The organism is Modestobacter sp. VKM Ac-2982, assembly GCF_026967935.1.
In the GTDB taxonomy this organism is placed as follows: domain Bacteria; phylum Actinomycetota; class Actinomycetes; order Mycobacteriales; family Geodermatophilaceae; genus Modestobacter.
In genome coordinates, this window is record NZ_JAPVBL010000003.1 from 328254 (window position 1) to 343513 (window position 15260).

Annotated in this window: 16 protein-coding genes, 2 tRNA genes, 1 other RNA gene and 1 pseudogene; 9 read left to right on the forward strand and 11 right to left on the reverse strand. The window is 75.8% G+C overall.

The annotated features are described in order from the left end of the window. Positions 1-10: 10 nt before the first annotated feature. Both O2W20_RS12180 and O2W20_RS12185 read right to left on the reverse strand, forming a co-directional pair. Entirely contained in the window at positions 11-781 is a 771-nt protein-coding gene (locus tag O2W20_RS12180) for an ABC transporter ATP-binding protein (RefSeq protein WP_269172357.1), read from the reverse strand. Beyond that, positions 774-1673, reverse strand: coding sequence for an ABC transporter ATP-binding protein (locus O2W20_RS12185; protein ID WP_269172356.1), 900 nt, complete (start codon positions 1671-1673; stop codon positions 774-776). Before O2W20_RS12185 ends, O2W20_RS12180 begins: the two co-directional genes overlap by 8 nt. 171 nt (positions 1674-1844) lie before the next feature. Here O2W20_RS12185 and O2W20_RS12190 point away from each other — a divergent pair, with 171 nt between their 5' ends. Then, entirely contained in the window at positions 1845-3050 is a 1206-nt protein-coding gene (locus tag O2W20_RS12190) for a PucR family transcriptional regulator (RefSeq protein WP_269172355.1), read from the forward strand. A gap of 17 nt (positions 3051-3067) precedes the next feature. Here the strand turns inward: O2W20_RS12190 and O2W20_RS12195 are convergent, their stop codons facing one another. Genes O2W20_RS12195 through O2W20_RS12205 form a run of 3 tightly spaced genes read right to left on the reverse strand, consistent with a single transcriptional unit; the run spans position 3068 to position 4729 of the window. Beyond that, on the reverse strand, positions 3068-3301 hold the full coding sequence (locus O2W20_RS12195; RefSeq protein WP_269172354.1) for a DUF2630 family protein: 234 nt from the start codon (positions 3299-3301) through the stop codon (positions 3068-3070). A 43-nt stretch (positions 3302-3344) separates the two neighbouring features. Further along, positions 3345-4265, reverse strand: coding sequence for a prephenate dehydrogenase (locus O2W20_RS12200; RefSeq protein WP_269172353.1), 921 nt, complete (start codon positions 4263-4265; stop codon positions 3345-3347). After that, positions 4262-4729: a PaaI family thioesterase gene (locus tag O2W20_RS12205; protein WP_269172352.1), complete on the reverse strand. Its 468-nt coding sequence runs from the start codon at positions 4727-4729 to the stop codon at positions 4262-4264. The genes O2W20_RS12200 and O2W20_RS12205 overlap by 4 nt, the downstream gene beginning before the upstream one ends. Positions 4730-4741: 12 nt before the next feature. On the opposite strand from O2W20_RS12205, the gene O2W20_RS12210 reads away from it, so the two are divergent. The 4 genes from O2W20_RS12210 to O2W20_RS12225 all read left to right on the forward strand — a co-directional run bounded on the left by O2W20_RS12210 (position 4742) and on the right by O2W20_RS12225 (position 6570). Then, the gene (locus O2W20_RS12210) at positions 4742-5266 is read left to right on the forward strand and encodes a tRNA adenosine deaminase-associated protein (protein ID WP_269172351.1); all 525 of its coding nucleotides are present in this window, start codon (positions 4742-4744) and stop codon (positions 5264-5266) included. Then, complete coding sequence (locus O2W20_RS12215) at positions 5263-5919, forward strand: HAD-IA family hydrolase (RefSeq protein WP_269172350.1); 657 nt, start codon at positions 5263-5265, stop codon at positions 5917-5919. Before O2W20_RS12210 ends, O2W20_RS12215 begins: the two co-directional genes overlap by 4 nt. 94 nt (positions 5920-6013) lie before the next feature. Then, entirely contained in the window at positions 6014-6472 is a 459-nt protein-coding gene (locus tag O2W20_RS12220) for a nucleoside deaminase (protein WP_269172349.1), read from the forward strand. Positions 6473-6482: 10 nt separating this feature from the next. After that, positions 6483-6570: transfer RNA gene (locus O2W20_RS12225), tRNA-Ser, on the forward strand. Between the two features lie 60 nt (positions 6571-6630). On the opposite strand, the gene O2W20_RS12230 is transcribed toward O2W20_RS12225, so the two are convergent. Continuing rightward, positions 6631-8562: a serine/threonine-protein kinase gene (locus O2W20_RS12230; protein WP_269172348.1), complete on the reverse strand. Its 1932-nt coding sequence runs from the start codon at positions 8560-8562 to the stop codon at positions 6631-6633. Positions 8563-8596: 34 nt separating this feature from the next. Next, positions 8597-8944, reverse strand: coding sequence for a hypothetical protein (locus tag O2W20_RS12235; RefSeq protein ID WP_269172347.1), 348 nt, complete (start codon positions 8942-8944; stop codon positions 8597-8599). Between the two features lie 140 nt (positions 8945-9084). Here O2W20_RS12235 and O2W20_RS12240 point away from each other — a divergent pair. Then, positions 9085-9169 (forward strand) — tRNA-Ser (locus O2W20_RS12240). 66 nt (positions 9170-9235) lie between these two features. Here O2W20_RS12240 and O2W20_RS12245 read toward each other — a convergent pair. Continuing rightward, a pseudogene (locus O2W20_RS12245) lies at positions 9236-10081 on the reverse strand (DMT family transporter); the annotation flags it as partial. Positions 10082-10139: 58 nt separating this feature from the next. Here O2W20_RS12245 and ffs point away from each other — a divergent pair. Together ffs and O2W20_RS12255 are read left to right on the forward strand one after the other, a co-directional pair. After that, an RNA gene (ffs, locus tag O2W20_RS12250) (signal recognition particle sRNA small type) lies at positions 10140-10235 on the forward strand. 75 nt (positions 10236-10310) lie between these two features. Beyond that, complete coding sequence (locus O2W20_RS12255) at positions 10311-10979, forward strand: YceI family protein (protein WP_269172346.1); 669 nt, start codon at positions 10311-10313, stop codon at positions 10977-10979. Positions 10980-10990: 11 nt separating this feature from the next. Here O2W20_RS12255 and O2W20_RS12260 read toward each other — a convergent pair whose 3' ends face one another. Then, a complete protein-coding gene (locus O2W20_RS12260; RefSeq protein WP_269172345.1) occupies positions 10991-11134 on the reverse strand; it encodes a hypothetical protein in 144 nt (47 codons plus the stop codon). A 93-nt stretch (positions 11135-11227) separates the two neighbouring features. Here O2W20_RS12260 and O2W20_RS12265 point away from each other — a divergent pair, with 93 nt between their 5' ends. Beyond that, on the forward strand, positions 11228-13498 hold the full coding sequence (locus tag O2W20_RS12265; RefSeq protein WP_269172344.1) for a DNA polymerase III subunit gamma and tau: 2271 nt from the start codon (positions 11228-11230) through the stop codon (positions 13496-13498). 15 nt (positions 13499-13513) lie between these two features. Here O2W20_RS12265 and O2W20_RS12270 read toward each other — a convergent pair whose 3' ends face one another. Beyond that, on the reverse strand, positions 13514-14713 hold the full coding sequence (locus O2W20_RS12270; RefSeq protein WP_269172343.1) for a cation:proton antiporter: 1200 nt from the start codon (positions 14711-14713) through the stop codon (positions 13514-13516). Next, a complete protein-coding gene (locus O2W20_RS12275) occupies positions 14713-15195 on the reverse strand; it encodes a cation:proton antiporter regulatory subunit (protein ID WP_269172342.1) in 483 nt (160 codons plus the stop codon). The genes O2W20_RS12270 and O2W20_RS12275 overlap by 1 nt, the downstream gene beginning before the upstream one ends. Positions 15196-15260: the final 65 nt, after the last annotated feature.

The following is a 15260-nucleotide window of genomic DNA, read 5'->3' on the forward strand; positions in this document are numbered from 1 at the left end:
GAGGGGTGGGTCAGAAGCCCAGGTAGGCGTGCCGGAGGTCCTCGTCGGCCATCAACGTGCGGGCGGAGTCGGTGACGACCACCCGGCCGAGGTTGAGGACGACGCCGACGTCGGCCACCGACAGGGCGCTCCGGGCGTTCTGCTCGACCAGCAGGACCGACAGCCCCTCGCTGTCGACGAGCCGGCGGAGCAGGCCGAAGATCTGCGCCACGATCCGGGGGGCCAGGCCCAGCGACGGCTCGTCGAGCAGCAGGATCCGCGGCTGGGCCAGCAGCGCCCGCCCGATCACGAGCATCTGGCGCTCACCACCGGAGAGGACGTGCGCCGGCTGGTCGCGGCGCTCGGCGATCCGGGGGAACAGGTCGTAGATGCGGTCGTACTCGCTCTTCTCGACCTTGCCGCGGAACAGCGCCCCGACCCGCAGGTTCTCGTGCACGGTGAGCTCGGCGATGACGCCGCGCCCCTCGGGCACGTGGGCCATGCCCCGGCCGACCATCGACTCGACAGAGGCGGAGGTGATGTCCTCTCCGTCCAGGACGACCCGGCCCGAGGAGCTCCGGACCAGCCCGCTGACGGTGCGCAGCAGGGTGGTCTTGCCGGCGCCGTTGGCCCCGAGGACGGCGGTGATCCGGCCGGCGTCGGCGGTCAGCGAGACCCCGTCCAGTGCCCGGACCGCCCCGTAGGAGGAGGTGAGGTCCTCGATCTGCAGCAGGGCCGGGGCGGTGGCGGTGTCCCCGCCGGTCGCGACCGCGGTGCTGCCGTGCGCGCGGGTGTCAGGCATGGTGGCGCCCTCCGTCGGTGGGGGTCGTGCCGGCCGCGTCCTCCTCGGCGGTCACCTCGTCGCCGAGGTAGGCCTCGGTGACGGCGGGGTCGGCCTGGACCTCGGCCGGGGTGCCGGCGGCGATCTGCCGCCCGGAGTCCAGGACGGTGATCCGGTCACAGACCCGCATGACCAGGTCCATGTGGTGCTCCACCAGGAGCACGCTCATCCGGCCGGAGAGCGTGCGGATGAGCTCGCCGAGCTCGTGCATCTCGTCCTCGGCGAGACCGCTGGCGGGCTCGTCGAGCAGCAGCAGGTCGGGGGCGGAGACCAGGGCGCGGGCCAGTGCGACCCGCTTCTGCACCGGGTAGGGCAGCCCGCCGGGGTAGCGGCCGGCGTGCTGCTGGGCGCCCAGGTCGCTCAGCGCGGTCATGGCCCGGGCGCGCAGCTCCCGCTCGTCACGGTCCGAGCGCGGCAGGGCGAGCAGGGCGGAGCCGAAGCCGGCGCGGGCGTGCCGGTGGGCGCCGATCATGACGTTCTCCAGCACGGTCATGCCGGGGAAGAGGCCCACGCCCTGCAGGGTGCGGGCGATGCCCAGGCCGGCCAGCTGGTGCGGCTTCAGCCGGCGGAGTGGCCGGCCACGCCAGGTCATCTCACCGGCCGTGGGGCGCACGATCCCGCAGGCGACGTTGAACAGGGTCGTCTTGCCTGCGCCGTTCGGGCCGATCAGCCCGTGCACCTGGCCGGGCTCGACCACCAAGGAGACCTCGGAGAGCGCGACCACGCCGCCGAACGCGACGGTGATCCCGGTCATCTCCAGGCTGGCGGAAGGGGCGCGGTCGGTGTCCGGGGCAGCGGTGCGGTCGATCGCAGTGCTGCCTGCAGTCGGGGTCGGCTGCGCCAACGGGCCCACGGCTCCTTTGCCTCGGGTGCCCCGTCCGCCGGGCATGGCGCGGCGAACGAGTGTCGGATGATCCGACCACCCGAGGGTGGGGTGCGGTGAGTGCGGTCACAATGGGCGCGGAGCACAGCGATCACTCCGGTTGCTTGTGCAGTGTGCCGTGTGTCACAGAAGGGGGGCGGGGTGCAACCGTTCCGACCCGAGGTCTCCGCGCGGCTTGCCCAACTCGCCCCGCCGCTGCTCGGCCAGCTCGACGAGATGACCTCCCGGATGATCAGCATCCTGGAGCGCACCGAAGGCGCGTACACCGAGCAGGGGCCCGTCGTCCGAGCCGAGCTGTTCGAGTCCGGCCGGACGAACCTGGAGCGCGCGGTGCGCACCCTGATGGGCGACGCCGACGACGGCGGGCGCGCAGCGCTGGCCGCGGCCCGCGAGGTCGGCCGCCGCCGGGCGATCCAGGGCGTGCCGCTGGAGACGGTGCTGCGCGCCTACCGGCTCGGCGGGCAGGTCACCTGGGAGGCGTTGCGGGCCACGGCCCGCGCCGCCGAGGCGCCCGGCGACAGCGACGTCCTGCTCGAGGTGGCGGGGTCGGTCTGGCACGTCAACGACGTGCAGTGTGCAGCGCTGGCCGAGGCCTACCGGACCGAGGAGCGTCGCCTGGCCGGCATCGACGACCAGGCCCGGCAGCAGGTGCTGGACGGGCTGCTGGGTGGCCGCGGGGGTGACCCGGTGTTCGTCCGGACGGCATCAGAGCTGCTGGCCCTGCCGCTGGACGGCCGGCTGGTGTGTGCCGTCGCGCCCCCGGACGAGTCGGGGGGGCCGAACCTCACCGACCCCGGCGCCCGGCTGCTGAAGCGGGGTGTCCGATCGGTGTGGGGCTGGCGCTCCGGTGCCCAGGTCGGGGTCGTGGCCCTGGGCACCCGCCAGGTCGGCGACGTGCTGACCTGGCTGGCGGAGCTGGCCGCCGGCCCGGTCGGCGTCTCGGCCGTGGTGGACGGCGCCTCGGCGGTCGCCTCCGCCTGGCGGCTGGCCGACACCGCGGCTCGCACGCTGCCCGCGGGCCAGCCGCGGGTGGTGACGATCGACGACCGGTTGCCCGAGGCGCTGCTCAGCAGCTCACCGGAGATCACCCGCCGGCTCGTGGAGCAGTCGCTGGGCCGGCTGCTCGACCTGCCCCCCGACGAACGCGACGTGCTGCTGGACACGCTGACCGCGGTGCTGGCCTCCGACGGGTCACCGACCCGGGCCGCTGACCAGCTGTACTGCCACCGCAACACGGTGATGCACCGGCTGCGCCGGATCGAGCAGGTCACCGGCCGTTCGGTGGCCGACCCCCGGTCCCGCCTGCTCTGGCAGCTGGCCCTGCTGGGAGCCGACCACCACCGCTGACGGGCCGGGGCCTCCTGTTACTGGAGGTAGTTCTCGACCTGCGGTTCCGGGCGGGGCTGGGCCTCGTCGGGGTCCTCGCCGTACTGCCGCTTGGCGTCCCGCTGGCGCAGGAGGTCCCACAGCTGGTCGCGGTCCTCCTCGATCTGCCGCAGGCGGGCGCGCTGCTCGTCGGTGTGCTCGCTGGCGTTGCGGAGCGTGTGCTCCTCCTCGACCAGTGCCTCGATCCTGCTGCGGATGTCCTTGTCGTCCATGGCGGTCACCTTGCCCGGTCCGGGCGTCTCCCACGCGTGCGGATCACGCCCGATCCGGCACCCAGCCCTCGACGAAGGCCGCCAGCCGCCGGGTGACCGCCCCGCCGGCCCGGCCCAGCGCGAGCAGAGCGGCCCGGTCCAGCGGGACCCGGACCGTCCGGCGCCCGGCCGCGGCCACCCGCACCGCGTGCCCGTCGGCGACCAGCTCCGGCCAGGGGCGGTCCAGCTGGGCCCGGACCCGGTCCAGCGCCGCAGCCGCCGGCCCGGCGTTGCCGGTCACCAGCGCGGTCACGAACGCCGGGTCGCTGCCGATCACCCGGGTGGCGTCCCGGAAGCTGCCGGCCGCCAGGGAGAGGGCGAGCGGGCCGGCCTGCCCGGCGGCGGCGGCCACCGCCGCGGCCAGCAGGTGCGGGACGGCGCTGATCGCCGCGACCGCGTCGTCGTGCTCCGCGGCGGTCACCGGGACCACCTCGGCGCCGACGGCCAGCGCGATCTCGGCGACCCGCAGCCAGCGCCGCAGGTCGGTGTCCGCCTCCAGGCACAGCGCCCACCGGGCGCCGGTGAAGAGCGTGGGGTCGACGGCGGCGGGCCCGGAGCGCTCGGTGCCGCACATCGGGTGTCCGCCGACGTACCGGTCCCCGTGGGCGGCGCCCAGCTCGGCCAGCACCGGCACCTTCACCGAGCCGAGGTCGGTGACCGTCGCCCCGGGGTCGATCCGCAGCCCGGTCAGCGCCGTGCCCATCGCCGGCAGCGGGACCGCGAGCACGACCACGCCGGTCAGCTCCCGGCGGATCTCCACGCCGGTGTCCTCCGCCGCCTGCCGGGCGGCCGGGTCGACGTCCCAGCCGGAGACCGGCCGGCCGGCCGCGACCAGCGCCGCGGCCAGGGAGCCGCCCAGCTGCCCGAGGCCGACCACGGACACCGGCGGTGCCGGCATCGTCGGGACGGGGAAGGAGCCGGTCACGGTGCCGCCTCGCCGGTCTCCCACGGCGTGCCCAGCCGGAAGACGCGGGCCAGGGCGGTGGCGACCGGGCGGCCGTCCGCGGTGGCCGCGTCGATCCGGTAGACGGCGGTGCGACCGGTCCGGTGCAGCTCGACCCCCTCGGCGACCAGGTGGTCGCCGGACCGGCCGGCGGAGAGGAACTCGGTGTGCACGTCCTGGGCTACGGCGATCGTGCCGTGGCTGTTGCTCACCGCGGCGTGCACCACGTCCAGCAGCGCCATCGTGGCGCCGCCGTGGGCGGTGCCGACAGCGTTGAGCAGGCTCGGGCCCACGGTCATCGACGCGCGGGCGTAGCCGGGCCGGACCTCCTCCAGCTCGATGCCCAGGTGGGCGGCGAGCGGATCGGCGGCGAGGGCGGCGAACAGCGCGGGTGCGACGGCGGGGACCTCGACCGGCGCGCTGTCGTCGGAGAGGGCGTCGGCCATGATCTACAGGCTATGGCCCTCCCATCCGACTCCGGCACCTCGCTGCAGGAGAGCTTCGCCGTCCGGGTCAGCTCGGCCGCCGGCCGCTGGCAGTGCGAGCTCCTCGCCGCCGATGCCGACGACGAGTTGCCGGCCCTGGAACGGGCCCTCGGCGACCCGGGCGCCGCCGGCTGGCCGGGCCCGTTCGTCCTCGTCGTCGACAGCCGGCTCTACTTCGTCGTGCTGCGGCACGGACCGGGCGGCATGGTCCGGGCGCTGATCTCCGACGCGACCTTCCAGGAGCACCTGCTCGCGGCGGAGGTGGTGGAGCGCTACGGCATCCCGGTCGAGACCGGCACCACGGTCGACGACGCCTTCGACGCCGACGAGCAGGGCCGGCCCGGCGGTGACCTCGACGTCCTGGCCGACGCCGGGCTCCCGGCCGAGGAGCTGAGCCGGCTGCTGGACTCCGACGAGCTGTGGGCCGACGAGGTCGTGCTGGCCATCGCCGAACGGCTCGGCTTCGCCGACGAGCTCAGGGCGGTCGCGGCGCCGTGAACGCACCTGACCCCGGCCACGTCCGTGCCGTCGTCTTCGACCTGGGCGGTGTGCTCACCGAGAGCCCGCTGACCGCCTTCGCCGCCTACGAGCAGGAGGCGGAGCTGCCCGCCGGGTTCATCGTCGGCCTGAACAGCACCGACCCGGACACCAACGCCTGGGCCCGCTACGAGCGCCGGGAGCTCGACGAGCCGGGGTTCCGGCGGGCCTTCGAGGCCGAGGCCGCCGCCGCCGGCCACCCGCTGGACGCCGGCCGGGTGCTCGCTGCCCTGGCGGGGGAGCTGCGCCCGGCGATGGTGACGGCGGTGCGGCGGCTGCGGACGGCGGGGCTGCCGCTGGCGCTGCTGTCGAACAACGTCGCGCCGATGCAGCGCACCGGCCGGTTGGGCGAGCTGCTGGGGCTGTTCGACGTCGTCGTCGAGTCCTCGGTGGAAGGAGTGCGCAAGCCCGAGCCGGCGATCTACCCGCTCGCGGTGCAGCGCCTGTCGCAGGAGGTCGGCCGGGAGCTCGCGCCGTCCGACTGCGCCTACCTGGACGACCTGGGCATCAACCTGAAGCCGGCCCGGGCGCTGGGCATGCACACGATCAAGGTCGTCGACCCCGCCGCCGCGCTCGCCGAGCTGTCGGCGCTCACCGGCCTGGACCTGGCATGACCTCGCCGCGCAGTTGTGCTCTGGCTGCACCAGTGCGCCAGAGCACTACTCGCGGCGAAGCACGCCTGTCGGCCCGTCCGTGGGCGGGCCGGCGGTGACCGACGACGAGGCGATGCTGCGGGCGCTGGAGCTCGCGGCCGCCGCGCAGGAGTGGGGGGACACGCCGATCGGCGCCGTCGTCCTCGGGCCCGACGGGACGGTGCTGGCCGAGGCGGCCAACGAGCGGGAGAAGCGGGGCGACCCGACCGCGCACGCCGAGGTGCTGGCCCTGCGCACCGCCGCGGCGGTGCACGGTGACGGCTGGCGGCTGACCGGGGCGAGCCTGGTGGTCACGCTGGAGCCCTGCACGATGTGCGCCGGGGCGAGCGTGCTGGCCCGGGTGGCGCGGGTGGTCTACGGGGCCGACGACCCGAAGGCGGGGGCGGCCGGTTCGTTGTGGGACGTCGTCCGGGACCGCAGGCTCAACCACCGGCCCGAGGTCACCGGCGGTGTCCGCGCCGAGGAGTCCGGCGCCTTGCTACGTGCGTTCTTCCGTTCGAAGCGGGGCCTGTAGTCTCTCCGGCGGTGGCGTGTCCGAGCGGCCGAAGGAGCACGCCTCGAAAGCGTGTGAGGTGCAAGCCTCCGTGGGTTCAAATCCCACCGCCACCGCCATGTCAGTCGAGAACGGCGGCGCCCCACCCGGGGCGCCGCCGTTCTGGCGTCCCGGGTCCGTCAGACGGGGACGTCGTAGTCGATGAGCAGCCGACCGTCGTCCCCGCGGACCAGGGTGACCTGGTGCTGTTCGGCGATGACGGTGCCGTCGCGCTCGGTGAACGTCACCGGCACCGAGGCGACGAGCGACCCGTCCTGCGCCGACACCGGCCCCCGGCTGACGCTCTGGAAGCGGTCCCAGAAGGCGAGGTAGGCCGACCGGCTGCCGATCTCCGCGCGCAGCCGTGGCCCGGTGCGCTCCCAGGCCGCCCCGGCGTCACCGGGCAGCAGCGCGTAGTAGCTGGTGACGGCCTGCACGACCTCGGCCGCGGAGCCCGGTGCCGGACCCGCGGGCGTCGGCGTCGGTGTGGGGGTCGGGGCCGCGGTGGGCGCCGTCGGCGGTGGGGTCACCGACGGGGTCGGGGCGGCGGAGGTCGACGGCGCCTCCGAGGTGACCACCGGTTCCTCCTCGGTCGTCGGCGCCGGCTCCTCGGTCGTCGGGGCCGGGTCGGCGGACGACGGCGCCGACGGCGAGCTGCTGGCCTCGGCCGCGGGGGCCCGGCCGTCGTCGTTCCGGGCCTCGAACCAGACCGCGCCCAGCGTGCCGGACAGGGCGAGGAGCACGATCGCGACGGCGGCGACCAGCCGGGACCGGCGGCGGCGCCCCGGTGCGGGTGTGCCCGAGGGTGGCTGGTCGGCCGCAGACGGCGCGCCGGCCGCCGCAGCACCCGGGGGTGTGGCACCGGCGACCCGCGGCCGGTCGGTGCTCTCCGGCTGGTCGCCCGTGCGCGGTCGGTCGCCCGTCTCCGGGGACGGCGGGTCGTCGGCCGGGGGCGCCGGCCCGGCGGCGGCCACCCCAGCGGCGGCCACCCCAGCGGCGGCCGCCCCGGTGGGTGTCCCGGTCGTGGCGGAGCCGGTGGGGGTCCCGGTGGTGGGGGTCCCGGTGGTGGCGGAGCCGGTGGTGGCGGAGCCGGTGGCGGGGGAGTCGGTGGCGGGGGAGTCGGTGCCGGCGGGTGTGCCCGGCGCGCCGGCGGGCTCCGCACCGGGCACCGCGCGCAGGTCGGCCAGCGTCGGCAGCAGCGGTGTGCGCGCGGCGAGCACCTCGGTGACGTCGCCGTCCCGGCCGGCAGCCAGCTTCGCCAGCTGGTCGCGCGCCTGAGACATCGTCGGCCGCTTCGCCGGGTCGTTGGCCAGCATCCGCATCAGCGGCCGGGTGAGCGGCCCGGCGTTCCGCGGCCGGGCCACGTTGCCCCCGGCGACCCGGTGGAGCATCTCCAGCGGGTTCTCCGTCATCCCGAACGGCGGCGTCCCCTCCAGGCAGGCGTGCAGGGTGGCGCCGAGGGAGAAGACGTCGCTCGCCTCCCGCGGTTCCTGCCCGCGGGCGACCTCGGGGGCCAGATAGGCCGGCGTCCCCTTGACCACGCCGGTCTGGGTGAGCGAGACGTCGCCGCGGGCACGGGAGATGCCGAAGTCGGTGATCTTGACGAGGCCGGCGCTGCGCTGCCCCTCGCCGATCAAGATGTTGCCCGGTTTCACGTCCCGGTGGACGACCCCGGCGGCGTGCGTGGCCACCAGCGCATCGGCGACCTGGGCGCCGATCAGCGCCACCTGCTGCACGGGCAGCGTGCCGCGTTCCGCCAACACGCTGGCCAGGCTCCGGGAGGGCAGGTGCTCCATGACCAGCCACGGCGTCCCGCCGTCGTCGACCATGTCGTAGACCGCGATGGCGTGCGGGTGGGTCAGCCGGGCGGCGATCCGGCCCTCGCGCATGGCCGCCTCGCGGTGTCCGGCGGTCGCCTCCGGGTCGCTGCCGACCGGGATGAGCACCTGCTTGACCGCGACGTCGCGGCCCAGCAGCTCGTCCCGGGCCAGCCAGACCGCGCCCATGGCCCCGCCGCCGAGTCGGGACCGCAGCAGGTAGCGCCCGGCCACCCGGGCGCCCGGCGCCGTCATCCCAGCCCTGCCCGCACGCCGGCCGCGCCGCGGGTCAGGCGGAGACGGGGGCCCCGTACCGGCGCGTGTACTCCGCCTGGGCCCCCTCGGGCAGCGCGTCGTAGAGCTCGCCCAGCTGGTCGACCGAGCTCTGCGGCAGCTCGTCGAACAGCTGCCGCCAGCTCGGCGGCTCGTCGTGGCTGCGGGTCAGCAGCAGCTCCCACGCCCGGGTCTGCCGCTCACGCTGCGCCCGCCCGGCGACCAGGCCGGAGAGGTACTGGTCCTTCGCGGCGTCCTTCTCGGCGCGGGTGGCGTCGGGCGGGAGGTTGCTGGGGTCGGTCTCCTCCAGCGCGGTGACGATCGCCGCGACCACGTCGGGGCGCACCTGCTCGGCGCTGCTCATGTCGGTCCCTCCGGTGTCCGGTTCCGTGCGGCGGTCGCCGTCCCGTAGATCACTCAACCACTCTCCGGCCCCGCAGGCTGCTCGGGTCGGAGGGGAGCGGCTGACTGCCGCGGACCCGCCCGGTACAGTGGCCCCGCACTGGAGGATTCGCCTAGTGGCCTATGGCGCTCGCTTGGAAAGCGGGTTGGGTGCAAGCCCTCGGGAGTTCGAATCTCCCATCCTCCGCAGGTAGAGCGCCGTCACGGCGCCGAGCATGAGCGCTCCCCCGGCCAGCGCGGTCGGGGTGAGCCGCTCCCCGAGCACCACGGCGGCCAGCGCGGTCGCGGTCAGCGGCTCCAGCAGGGTCACGATCGAGGCGACCGCGGCCGGCACAGCTCGCACCCCGGTGAAGAACAGCCCGTAGGCGAGCGCGGTCGGCACCAGCCCCAGGTAGAGCAGCAGCGCCAGCCCCAGCGGGTCGGCGGTGAGGTCGAGCCCGGCGGCCAGCGCCACCGGGGTGAGCGCCACGGCCCCCACGACGAAGCCGACCGTCGTCGTCGGCACGCCCGCCGGTGCGCCGGCCGACAGCAGCACGACCGCGGCGTAGGCGACCGCGCAGCCGATCGCGGCCAGCGCGCCCAGCAGGACGGCGTCCCCGCCGTCGCCGCCCGCCGAGACGCCCACGAGGAGCACCAGCCCGGCCAGGGCGACGACGAGGGCCACGCCGGTCGCCCGGTCCGGCCGGCCGTGCCCGAGTGCGGCGGCACCGACGGCCACCAGCAGCGGGGCCAGGCCCAGCGCGACCAGCGTCGCGATGCTCACCCCCGCCGTGGCCACGGCGGCGAAGTAGGCGCTCTGGTAGACCGCCAGCCCGGCGCCGACGCCGGCCAGCCGCCAGCGCAGCGAGCGCGACCAGTGGACCGGTGGGGCGGTGGGCCTGGAGGAGGTCCGCCGGGCGAGCAGGTGCACGGCGAGCAGGGCGACCGCGCCGACGGCCATCCGGTGCCAGGCGACGTCGAGCGGGTCCAGGTCGGTGCGGTCGGCGACCAGGTCGCCGGTGATGCCCGAGGTGCCCCAGCACAGCGCGGCCAGGACGACGAGCACGAAGCCGCGGGTGGACGGCGCAGGCGGGACGGGCTGAGGGGTGCGCCCGGTCATGCGGCGGGAGCGTACGGGGAGGGCGGCTCCGGTCTCGGCGGCGTCCTCTACAGTGGACGGCGACCCCTCGTGCGGCGTCACCCTGTGAACCTCCCCAGGGCCGGAAGGCAGCAAGGATAAGCGGGCTCTGGCGGGTGTGCGGGGGGTCCTTTCTCTCTCCCGGACGATTCTCAGGCTCCTCCCAGGTTCGTGCGCTCTGATGCACCCACCTTCGAGCGGAGGAGTGGCCGTGCCCAGTCGTCGTACCTGGTGGATCACCGGCGGGGCCGTGGCGGTGGTCGCCGCGGGGGCTCTCGGCGGGCCGTTGATCTACGCCGCCCTCGCGGAGGACGCGCCCCCGGCCGAGACGGTGCAGGCGCAGCCGCAGGAGGTCGAGCTCGCCGCGGACACCGACGGCACCTGGACCATCGCCCCGGACTCCACCGCGGGCTACCGCGTCGACGAGGTGCTCAACGGCGCCGACGTCACCGTGGCCGGCACGACCGACCAGGTCACCGGCACCGTCGTCGTGTCCGGTGGGGACCTCGCCGACGCCGACGTGACCGTCGACGTCGCCTCGATCAGCACCGACAGCGGCCGCCGCGACTCCTACTTCCGGGACAACGTGATGGACGTCGCCGCGAACCCCACGGCGGTCTTCTCCGTCACCGAGGTGGCCGACCTCCCCCAGCTCAGCGGCACCCCGGTCACCGTGCCGGTGACCGGCGAGCTGACCCTGGCCGGCACGACGCAGCCGGTGACCACCGAGCTCTCCGTCGTCCGCACCGCCGACGGCGTGGACGTCTCGGGTGCGGTGCCGGTGACCTTCGCCGACTACGGCATCGAGCCGCCGGACCTGGGGTTCGTCAGCGTCGAGGACCAGGGGTCCATCGAGTTCTTCCTGCGCCTGACCATGTAGGTCAGCGGCCGTCACCGGGGGGCGGGGCGGTGGACCAGCTCCTGGGTGCGGCCGTCGAGGGTCCGGCTCTCGGGCAGTTCGAGGTCGGCGTCACCCGCGCCCGCGAGGACCGGGCTGGTCCCGGTCCGTCCGGAGACGACCGGGAAGACGGTCACCTGCAGACCCGGCGTACGGCCGAGAACCGACCTGACGGGCGCGCTGCGTCGACAGCACGTCGGAGCGTCGGTGCGGCCACGTAACCTCGCGGCGTGGCTCTGGCGCTCTACCGCAAGTACCGTCCGGCGACCTTCGCCGAGGTGGTCGGGCAGGAGCACGTCACCGCACCCCTGATGAACGCCGTGGACGGCGGGCGGATCAACCACGCCTACCTGTTCAGCGGGCCGCGGGGCTGCGGGAAGACGTCGTCGGCGCGGATCCTGGCCCGCTCGCTGAACTGCGAGCAGGGGCCGACCTCCACCCCCTGCGGCGTCTGCGGCTCGTGCATCGCGCTGGCCCCCGACGGCCCCGGCTCGATCGACGTCATGGAGATCGACGCGGCCAGCCACGGTGGTGTCGACGACGCCCGCGACCTGCGCGAGAAGGCCTTCTTCGCGCCCGTGCACAGCCGCTACAAGGTCTACATCGTCGACGAGGCGCACATGGTGAGCTCGCAGGGCTTCAACGCCCTGCTCAAGGTGGTCGAGGAGCCGCCGGAGTTCCTGGTCTTCGTCTTCGCCACCACCGAGCCGGAGAAGGTCCTCCCGACCATCCGCTCCCGCACCCACCACTACCCGTTCCGGCTGGTGCCGCCCAGCACGCTGCGCGCCCTCCTGGAGAAGACGTGCGCGGCCGAGGGCGTCACCGTGGAGCCCACGGTGTTCCCGCTGGTGGTCCGGGCCGGCGGCGGCTCGGTGCGCGACTCGCTGTCGATCCTCGACCAGCTGCTGGCCGGCGCAGGCCCCGAGGGGGTCACCTACCGGTCGGCCGTGGGCCTGCTCGGCGTCACCGACGAGGCGCTGCTCGACGAGGCCGTCGACGCGCTGGCCGCCTCCGACGCGCCGGGCGTCTTCCAGGCCGTCGACCGCGTGGTCGAGGCCGGGCACGACCCCCGCCGGTTCGCCACCGACCTGCTGGACCGGCTGCGCGACCTGATCGTGCTGGACGCCGTGCCCGAGGCCGGCGGCAACGGCCTGCTCGACAGCCCGCCCGACCGGATCGACGTGATGAGCCGGCAGGCCCAGGCGCTGGGCTCGGCCACACTCTCCCGGCTGGCCGACACCGTGCACGAGGGCCTCACCGAGATGCGCGGGACGACGGCCCCCCGGCTGCTCCTGGAGCTCGTCTGCGCCCGGATGCTGCTGCCCGGGGTCGACGGCTCGGCCGCGGCCACCCTGCAGCGCCTGGAGCGGCTGGAACGGCGGATGTCGATCGCCGGCGAGCACGCCGGTCGCCCGGAGGCCGCCGCCGTCCCGGCGCCGGTGCGCGAGCCCGCCCGGCCGGCCCCGGTCCAGGCACCGCCGCCCGCGGTCCGCACCCCGGCGGCCCCGGCCCCGGCCCCGCAGGCCCCGGCCCCGCAGGCTCAGGCCCCGCAGGCCCCGGTCGCGGAGCCGGTGGCGTCTCCCGCCGCTGCGCCGACCAGCCGGCCGGCGTACGTCCGTCCCTCGCAGGCCCGGTCGGCGCCGGCCACCCCCACCCCGGCCCCGGCCTCGCCGCCGGCCCCGGAGGGCGACGACGGCTGGCCGGTGACCGCCCGTCCGGGCGGACCCGCCCCGGCGCCCCCGGCTGCCCAGCCGCCTGCCGCCGAGCCGCCGCGGCCCCGGTCGGAGAGCGCGCCGGCGTCCGAGGTGCCGCTGCCGCCCGAGCCCACCGACGACGAGGACTGGCCGCAGCCGGCCCGCCCGGCGGCGGAACCCCACCGCGCCGCCGCGCCGGCCACGGATGCCGCTCCGGCACCCCGGGCCGCAGCGGAGTCCGCGCCGGCGCCACGCGGTGGCGAGCCCACGCCGCTGGTGTCGGCCACGCCGGCCGAGCCCGCCGGCGACGACGCTGCGCTGACCACCGCCGACGTCCGGCGCATCTGGCCGGAGCTGCTCAAGGTGGTGCGCGGGCACAAGCGCACCACCGAGGCGCTGCTCAAGAGCGCCCAGGTCCACGACCTGACCAACGGGGTGCTCACCCTGGCGGCCACCTCGCCGGCGCTGGCCAAGATGCTGGGCGACGACCTGAACAAGGACGTCATCCGGCAGTCGCTGCAGGAGCTGCTCGGCGTCCGCTGGAAGGTGCAGGCCGTCGTCGACGGGGGGCCGGGTCAGCCCGGGGCCGCCGGCGGTGGCTCGGGGGGCGGGGCACCGGTGTCGCCGGAGGCGGCACGGGCCGCCGTGCAGGCCGCGGAGTCCGCCGAGGCCGACGAGCTGATGGCCGAGCGGGCCGCCGACGCGGCCTCCGGCGACACCGCGGACTCCGCGCCGGCGCTGGACCCCGAGGCCGCCGCGCTCCAGCTGCTGCGCACCCAGCTCGGCGCGCGGCCGATCGACAGCTGACCGGCGCCCCGGTTCCTACGGCAAGGGCCGGGGCAGCGCGGAACGGGGCGGGGCGGAACGCTGGGCGAGGCGGCGCACCCACGGGTCGACCAGCCGCGGCGCCAACGGCCCCAGCACGGCCAGGATCAGCACGTAGGCGGCGACCGTCGAGCCGAAGGCCGCCGGCACGCTGCCCAGCACCAGGCCGGCGATGATGATCGAGAACTCGCCGCGCGCGACCAGCGCCGCCCCGGCACGCACCCGGCCGGGCGGCCCGACGCCGGCCCGGCGCCCGGCGACCCACCCGGTGCCGAACTTCGTCACGATCCCGACCGCGGCCAGTGCCGCTGCGGGCAGCAGCGCGCCGGGCAGCTGGGAGGGGTCGGTGGACAACCCGAAGAAGACGAAGAAGACGGCGGCGAACAGGTCGCGCAGCGGGGCGAGCACGTCCCCGATCCGCTCGGCGACCTCGCCGGAGAGGGCGATCCCAAGCAGGAACGCGCCCACCGCCGCCGAGACGTGCACCGCTTCGGCGGCACCGGCGACCAGCAGCGCCAGGCCGAGCACCCGCAGCAGCAGGATCTCGTTGGACCGCGCCCCGACGAACCGGGTCACCGTGTTGCCGTGGCGCACCGCGACGGCCAGCACGGCCGCGAGGGTGGCCAGGGCGACGCTGACCGACAGCAGGGCGTCGCCGGTGGTCGTGGCCGCGACGACGCCGGTCAGCACCGGGAGGTAGGCGGCCATCGCCAGGTCCTCGATGACCAGGACGCCGAGCACGGCCGGGGTCTCCCGGTTGCCGAGCCGGCCGAGGTCGGTCAGGAGCTTGGAGACGATCCCCGACGAGCTGATCGCGGTGACGCCGAACATGGCCAGCGCGGCGGTAGGCCCCCAGCCCAGGAACAACGCCAGGGCGGCCCCGGGCAGGCCGTTGAGCAGCAGGTCGACGACCCCGACCGGCGCCTGGCGGCGCAGGTTCTCCACCAGGTCTCCCGCGGTGTACTCCAGCCCGAGGACGAGCAGCAGGAGCACGATGCCGACCTCGGCGCCGGTGGAGAAGAAGCCCTCGGGGGCGTCCAGCGGCAGCAGCCCGCCGGTGCCGAACGCCAGCCCGGCGAGCAGGTACAGCGGGATGGGGGACAGGCCGATCCGGCCGGCCAGCGAGCCGAGCAGCCCCAGCCCGAAGAGGACGGCGCCCAGCTCCAGCAGCAGGACCGCGGTGTGCCCCAGGTCCATCAGCGGGGGTTGAGCAGGGCACCGACCGCTGCGACGCCGTCCGACGTGCCGACCACGACCAGCCGGTCCTCGGCCTGGAACCGGAAGTCCGGCGTGGGCGAGGCGATCATCTCCTCACCCCGGACGACCGCGACGACGGAGGCGCCGGTGCGGGTCCGGATGGCCGCGTCGCCCAGGGTGGCGGCGACGTAGGGGGAGCCGGGCTCGATCGGCACGCCCTCGGTGGCCAGGCTCTCCACCTGCTCACGCAGCCTCGACAACCGCTCGGTGATCCGCGGCGCGCCCAGCAGCTCGGCGACGACCTCGCTCTCCTCCGGGGTCAGCTCGATCGTGGCCGCCGTGGCGTCGGGGTCGCGCTCGTCGTAGAGGACGACGTGCCGGGCCCCGTTGCGCTGGGAGATGACCCCGACCCGCCGGCCCTGCGCGGTCACCAGGTCGTGCCGCAGCCCGATCCCGGGCAGTCGTGTCTCCTCGACGTCCATCGGCGTCCTTGCTCCTGTCTCGTCGTGGCGCAGGAGAGATCCCCGCCGTCGGCGCTCATCGTGCC

Excerpts from the sequence above, each read along its gene's own strand:
- O2W20_RS12270 (WP_269172343.1), bottom strand. The coding sequence starts at position 14,713 with ATGGACCTGGGGCACACCGCGGTCCTGCTGCTGGAGCTGGGCGCCGTC.
- O2W20_RS12180 (WP_269172357.1), bottom strand. The coding sequence starts at position 781 with ATGCCTGACACCCGCGCGCACGGCAGCACCGCGGTCGCGACCGGCGGG.
- O2W20_RS12205 (WP_269172352.1), bottom strand. The coding sequence starts at position 4,729 with ATGGCCGACGCCCTCTCCGACGACAGCGCGCCGGTCGAGGTCCCCGCC.
- O2W20_RS12235 (WP_269172347.1), bottom strand. The coding sequence starts at position 8,944 with ATGAGCAGCGCCGAGCAGGTGCGCCCCGACGTGGTCGCGGCGATCGTC.
- O2W20_RS12195 (WP_269172354.1), bottom strand. The coding sequence starts at position 3,301 with ATGGACGACAAGGACATCCGCAGCAGGATCGAGGCACTGGTCGAGGAG.
- O2W20_RS12210 (WP_269172351.1), top strand. The coding sequence starts at position 4,742 with ATGGCCCTCCCATCCGACTCCGGCACCTCGCTGCAGGAGAGCTTCGCC.
- O2W20_RS12230 (WP_269172348.1), bottom strand. The coding sequence starts at position 8,562 with ATGACGGCGCCGGGCGCCCGGGTGGCCGGGCGCTACCTGCTGCGGTCC.
- O2W20_RS12275 (WP_269172342.1), bottom strand. The coding sequence starts at position 15,195 with ATGGACGTCGAGGAGACACGACTGCCCGGGATCGGGCTGCGGCACGAC.